This window comes from Streptomyces katrae (assembly GCF_000966975.1).
GTDB classification, from domain to species: domain Bacteria; phylum Actinomycetota; class Actinomycetes; order Streptomycetales; family Streptomycetaceae; genus Streptomyces; species Streptomyces katrae.
Genome location: NZ_JZWV01000497.1, coordinates 1 through 4387 on the forward strand (window position 1 = coordinate 1; position 4387 = coordinate 4387).

The 4387-nt window shown below is 71.2% G+C and carries 4 protein-coding genes; 3 read left to right on the forward strand and 1 reads right to left on the reverse strand.

The annotated features are described in order from the left end of the window. Window positions 1-168: 168 nt before the first annotated feature. The gene (locus tag VR44_RS18265; protein ID WP_045948595.1) at window positions 169-966 is read left to right on the forward strand and encodes a VOC family protein; all 798 of its coding nucleotides are present in this window, start codon (window positions 169-171) and stop codon (window positions 964-966) included. 280 nt (window positions 967-1246) lie between these two features. On the opposite strand, the gene VR44_RS18270 is transcribed toward VR44_RS18265, so the two are convergent. After that, the gene (locus VR44_RS18270; protein WP_052713692.1) at window positions 1247-2530 is read right to left on the reverse strand and encodes a tannase/feruloyl esterase family alpha/beta hydrolase; all 1284 of its coding nucleotides are present in this window, start codon (window positions 2528-2530) and stop codon (window positions 1247-1249) included. Between the two features lie 220 nt (window positions 2531-2750). On the opposite strand from VR44_RS18270, the gene VR44_RS18275 reads away from it, so the two are divergent. Both VR44_RS18275 and VR44_RS18280 read left to right on the forward strand, forming a co-directional pair. Then, window positions 2751-3854 (forward strand): sensor histidine kinase, encoded by a 1104-nt coding sequence (locus tag VR44_RS18275; RefSeq protein ID WP_045948594.1) that lies wholly within the window; start codon window positions 2751-2753, stop codon window positions 3852-3854. Then, window positions 3848-4387, forward strand: a 540-nt coding sequence (locus VR44_RS18280; RefSeq protein WP_211275088.1) for a response regulator transcription factor, incomplete at its 3' end; no start/stop codon positions are given. The genes VR44_RS18275 and VR44_RS18280, both read left to right, overlap by 7 nt.

Sequence of the window (4387 nt, forward strand, 5' to 3'; positions counted from 1 at the left end):
GGGGAACGGAGGAAGGGCGGGGCGGGGAGACGGCTCCGCGCAGCGGCCCCCGCAGCCCCCCGGGAAGGAACGTCACCCGGACGGCCCGGTTCACCGCCGGAGGCCCGGGTAGGGGACGGCCCGTCCAACCCCGCCCCACCACCCACCCCGGAGGCCCCCGTGCCCGACATGAACGGCCCCTACAAGCCCGGCACGCCCTGCTGGATCGACCTCATGGTCCCCGACCAGCAGGCCGCCCTCGACTTCTACTGCGACCTCTTCGGCTGGCAGGGCGAAGTGGGCCCGCCCGAGACGGGCGGCTACGCCGTCTGCACCCTCAAGGGCAAGCCGGTCGCCGGGATCATGAAGGCGATGAACCCGGACGGGACGACCCCCGACCCCATGCCGCCCACCGTGTGGACCACGTACCTGTCCACGGACGCCATCGACTCCACCCTCAAGGCCGTCACCGACGCCGGCGGCACGGTCATGATGGGCCCGATGGACGTCATGGACCTCGGCAGAATGGCCGTGATCGCCGACCCGGCGGGCGCGGTCGTCGGCCTGTGGCAGCCCGGCACCTTCGACGGCGCGGGCATCGTCAACGAACACGGCGCCCTGATCTGGAACGAGCTCACCACCCCCGACCTCGCGGCGGCCTCGGCCTTCTACTCCTCGATCCTGCCCGTGACGACGGCCCGCTCCGAGATGCCCGGCGCCGAGGAGTACATCGAGTTCCAGGTCGCCGGCCGCGCGGTGGGCGGGATGATGGACCTGAGCAAGCTCCCGCCGGGGGTGCCGCCGCACTGGCAGCCGTACTTCCACGTGGACAGCGTGGACGACATCCAGGCGGCCGCCGTCCGCGCCGGCGCCACGGTCCTGGCCCCCGCCTTCGACATGGCGGCGGGCCGCATGGCCGTCCTGTCCGACCCCCAGGGCGGCGCGTTCTCCGTGATCACGGCCTCCATGCAGGAACAGCCGGCCTGACCTCCCGAGCGGGTCCGCGCCGCCCTCCCACAAGGGCGGCGCGCCCGGCACCCCGCTAGGGCGCGTATGTGGTGACACGTCCACCTCGCCCCTCGTCGAGTGCGGGGGCACGTCGGACCAGGGTGAGACCGAGCAGGCCGACGCCGACGGCCATCATCGCCGAGCGGCGTTGAGCAGGAGGATGGCTGCGCATCCCATACCCGCCCAACCAGCGAGTCCGTAAAGGGATTTCGATGACATGATGCCTCCAGGTGCGAAAAGAATCAGGGTCGGGGCGGGGCTACGGGCGGGTGGTGGGCCCCGTCCAGGTCTCCAGTTCGCCGAACGCCGCGACGAAGGACGGAAGCATCGGCCGGTAGGTCTCCTTGTCGATCGCGACCAGCCCGTCGGTGTGGGTGCCACCGGGGACGTGCACGTAGCGGTGCAGTGAGGCGCGCCCTGCGTCGGTGACCATCCGGTCGTACACGTCACCGAAGGTGGCCGGCGGGGTCAGCGCGTCGAGCGTGCCCTGGATGCTGATGAGCGGGCGCTTGATGTTCCCGGTCAGCGAGATCCGCTCGACTGCCCGGTGCACCGCTTCCGGGCGCGAGGCGAAGTCGTAGTCGGTGTCGCAGCCGGGACCGGTGCCGGCCGGGCAGAACGGGGTGCCGCCCCGGGTGGCGCCGTCGTAGTCGGGGTCGAGCTCCTCGCGGACGACGCGCTGCAGGAGGTCCCACTGCTTGTTGTAGTGGTAGCCCCACTGCTTTTCGGAACCCTTCGGGTAGCCGGCGGCGAGGATCTCGTCGTACGCGGACCGGTCGCCCTTGGCGAGGCGGGGGTAGGCGCGCAGCGCCGGTGGGAGTGCGGTGAGCAGGCTGCCCTCCTTGGTGAAGGTGAGGGCGTTCCAGTCGATGCCGCCGGTGTAGAGCTCGGGGTGGTGCTCCAGCTGCCAGCGGACCAGGTAGCCGCCGGCGGAGAGTCCGGCGACGTACGTGACGCGCGGCGTGCGCCCGTAGTACTGGTCGGTGACCTTCTTCGCCGCGACGGTGAGCTGCGTGACCCGGCGGTGCCATTCCATGATCGCGTCGCCGGGCCGGTCGCCGTCCTTGTAGAGCTCGTCGCCGGTGTTGCCCTTGTCGGTCGCGGCGTAGGCATAGCCCTTGGCGAGCACCTGGTCGCTGATGATCGGGTCGTTGGCGTACTGCTCGCGGGTCCCCGGCGGGCCGGCCACGACGAGGCCGCCGTTCCAGTTCTTGGGCAGCCGGATGACGAACTGGCTGTCGTGGTTCCAGCCGTGGTTGGTGTTGGTGGTGGAGGTGTCGGGGAAGTAGCCGTCGATCTGGACTCCGGGGGCTCCGGCCGGGGTGGGAGTGCCCGGCACGATCAGGCCCTCCCAGTCCTTGGGGTCGGTGTGTCCGGTGAGCTGAGTGCCCGTGGTGGTCAGGTCGGCCAGGCAGCTGGAGACCGAGTACTCCGCTCCCGGGACCCGGATTGCGGAGCAGCGGTCCGCCTGGGTGGTGCTGCCCGCAGGGACGGTCAGGGCGGTCGCGAGCAGCAACGGTGCGATGACGAGATGGCGAAGCACGGCGCCCTCTTCTCGATGGGGAATGTGACGCCTCGAATTCTGGAAAGCGCAGGTCATCTTGGGTAAGTGCGAGATGGCCCGATCGGCTGTGGCCAGAGGTCACATGACCTCCGGCCAGACGGTGCGCCGGTTTCGCGCGTGGATGCGGGATCGTGGTGCCGACCGCATACGCTGCGAGAAAGAGCGCCTTCGGGCCTTCGTGAGCCCTGGAGGTGGTCCAATGTCGCGGCCCGTTCCCTGGATACCCGCCGTCCTGTACGGCGCCGTACTGCTCGGGGGTGTCTACTACGCCGTGATCGGTCCGGGCCCGGGGGCGCGGACCGCCGCATTCGCGGCCCTCCTCAGCGCGTTGGCCGCCCTCGACCTGTGTGAACCCCGGCAGTGGCGCGGGCGGCGGATCCCGGCGGGCGCAGTGTTCGTGCTCCGGGTGCTGCTGCTCTGCGCGGTCGCGGCCGTCGACGAGTCCGGACTGTCGCGCGTGCTGTTCGTCCTCGTGCCGTTCCTGGCGTTCTTCGCGTACGGATCCACCGTCGCCATCGGTCTCGGCGTCGGCTGCGTGGCGGCGCTGGCGGGCGCGTTCACCCTGTGGGTTCCTCACTGGCAGGTGCGGGCCGAGTACATATCGGACCTGCTGATGTTCGCCCTGGGCGTCGTCCTGGCCCTCACGATGGCCGCGGTGGCCGTGCGCGAGCAGCAGGCCCGCACCCGACTGGAGGGCACCCTCGCCCAGGTCGCGGAGCTGTCCGCGGCGCGCGAGCGCAACCGGCTGGCCCGCGAGATCCACGACAGCCTCGGCCACCACCTGACCGCGATCGGGATCCAGTTGGAGAAGGCCGAGGCGTTCGCCTCCCTCGATCCGCAGGGTTCGGCGCAGGCGGTGTCCCATGCCCGCTGGTCGGCGAACCGCGCCCTGGACGAGGTACGGGCATCCGTGCGCACCCTGGGCCCCGAGTCGGAGTCCGAACCGGCCGGCCTCGCCCGGGCGCTCGCCGACCTCGTTCACCACCTGGACGGCGGGAGCCGCCGCATCACCCTCGACATGTCGGGCGCCGAGCGCCGGCCGCTGCTGGTCCTGTACCGGGCCGCGCAGGAGGGGCTGACCAACGCCTGCCGGCATTCCGGTGCCACCGAGATCAGGGTGGACGTCGCCTACGACGGGCGCGGAGCCCGCCTCCAAGTGATCGACAACGGCAGCGGGTTCGATTCCGTCGACGAAGGGTTCGGGCTGACGGGGCTGCGCGAACGGGTCCGCCTCGCCGGGGGGACCATGGCCATCGACAGCTCGGCCGGCGGCACGGTCCTCACGGTCGGGGTCCCGTGGTGATCGAGGACGGGAACACGGGCGTGGACGTGCGCGTCTTCGTCGTCGACGACCAGGACCTCGTGCGGGAGGGCATCACCGCACTTCTCGGCATCCAGCCGGGCATCGAGGTGGCGGGTAGCGCGCGCGACGGTGCCGAGGCGGTCGAAACGGCCCCGGCCTGCCGCCCCGACGTGGTGCTGATGGACGTCCGGATGCCCGGGATCGACGGCGTGGCCGCCACCGGGCTGCTCCGCCGCAGCCTGCCCGCATGCAAGATCGTGATGCTGACGACCTTCAACGACGACGAGTACGTCACCCGGGCGCTGAAGGCCGGCGCGGTGGGTTACCTCCTCAAGAACCTGCCCGCCGCCGAACTGGCGCGGGCCGTGCGTCTCGCCCACGTCGGGGTGGCCCAGTTCGACCAGACGGTCATCGCCAACCTGGCAGCCGGGCTGCCGACCCGCGAACTGCTCACTCCGCGGGAGAGGGAGGTCCTCCGCCTCATCTCGGCAGGCGCCACGAACAAGGAGATCGCATCCCGCCTGTACCAGCGA